Source organism: Catenuloplanes japonicus (assembly GCF_000717135.1).
Classification (GTDB): domain Bacteria; phylum Actinomycetota; class Actinomycetes; order Mycobacteriales; family Micromonosporaceae; genus Catenuloplanes; species Catenuloplanes japonicus.
Genome location: NZ_JNXY01000113.1, coordinates 1 through 258 on the forward strand (window position 1 = coordinate 1; position 258 = coordinate 258).

Sequence of the window (258 nt, forward strand, 5' to 3'; positions counted from 1 at the left end):
TCGGCGCTGGTGGGCTTAGCTTCCGGGTTCGGAATGTAACCGGGCGTTTCCCCACCGCTATAACCGCCGTAACACTATGAACTTTCCAACCGGGGATCTGCACGGTTGTTTGTTCAGACATCACACAGTGGACGCGAGCAGTCTTGCAAAGTTTATGTCAGTCAAGTCCTCGGCCTATTAGTACCGGTCAACTCAACACGTTACCGTGCTTACATCTCCGGCCTATCAACCCAGTCATCTACTGGGAGCCTTACCCCA

Annotated in this window: 2 rRNA genes; both read right to left on the reverse strand. The window is 53.5% G+C overall.

From position 1 onward, the window contains the following. Positions 1–71 (reverse strand): 5S ribosomal RNA (rrf, locus tag OP04_RS48230); the annotation flags it as partial. Positions 72–157: 86 nt separating this feature from the next. Continuing rightward, positions 158–258, reverse strand: a 23S ribosomal RNA gene (locus tag OP04_RS48235); the annotation flags it as partial.